At 35.3% G+C, this 821-nt stretch carries 2 protein-coding genes; both read right to left on the bottom strand.

Features of this window, described 5'->3' with window-relative positions; all coding sequences use genetic code 11:
• Positions 1-275: ParA family protein (locus ACFIO5_RS11165; RefSeq protein WP_375705443.1), on the bottom strand; the 275-nt coding region annotated here is incomplete at its 3' end.
• A 6-nt stretch (positions 276-281) separates the two neighbouring features.
• On the bottom strand, positions 282-821 hold a 540-nt coding region (gene rsmG, locus ACFIO5_RS11160), incomplete at its 5' end, for a 16S rRNA (guanine(527)-N(7))-methyltransferase RsmG (protein WP_375705442.1).

The raw sequence follows: 821 nt of genomic DNA, 5'->3' as shown, positions 1-821 counted from the left end.
TCAAGTGTAGAGGGTACAATAGAAAGATTGGGTACAGCTGTTTTCAAAGCTGCTTTTGTCACTGAAATTCCTGAAATCATAACATCATAAGACGATAAAGGACGGCTATTACGATCAATTCCCAGTCCTGTACTCGCATTACCTTGTGGATCAATATCCATAATGAGAACATTTTCTCCAATGGCTGCCAAAGCTGTTGCAAGATTTATTGCTGTGGTTGTTTTTCCAACTCCACCTTTTTGGTTTGCAATAGCGATAATCCGCATTTCGCTCATTTTGCTTTACCCTCTAAATGATCGAACCTGAGAAATTTCTAAAATAACAGAATTTTCATCAATTTTACTCTTATGTTTTAGCAGATCAAACTGCCAATTGGCAGAGGCATTTTTTATTTCTTTAGAGTAATCCCGACCTTTTTGCAAAAGAGCGATTGTTTTTTGTGTTAATAAAGGAAAAATAAGCCTTAAAAGATCATCTAGGCAAGCTAATCCCCGTGCTGTTATAACCTCTGGATTTTTTATTTTTTGAGTTACATCTTCAATTCTACAATGATAAACTGTTGCTGGAAGATCAAGTTGAGCAATAACTGTTCGTAAAAAAGCTACTTTTTTTCCATTACTTTCAACTAAATCAATATGCCCCCCTTTTTTTTCTTTGAGAAAAATAGCAATAACAATCGCGGGAAAGCCTCCTCCTGATCCAAGATCACACCAATGCAGAAGATCACTGTGTAAAGGGTAGATTTGTGCTGAATCCAAAATATGACGTGTCCATAAAAGAGGTATTGTTGAAGAAGATATTAAATTAATATGTTTATTCCA

It is taken from the genome of Bartonella sp. AA86SXKL (genome assembly GCF_042196885.1).
Note: the sequence above shows the minus strand (reverse complement) of the source record. Positions and strands in the feature narration are given on the sequence as shown.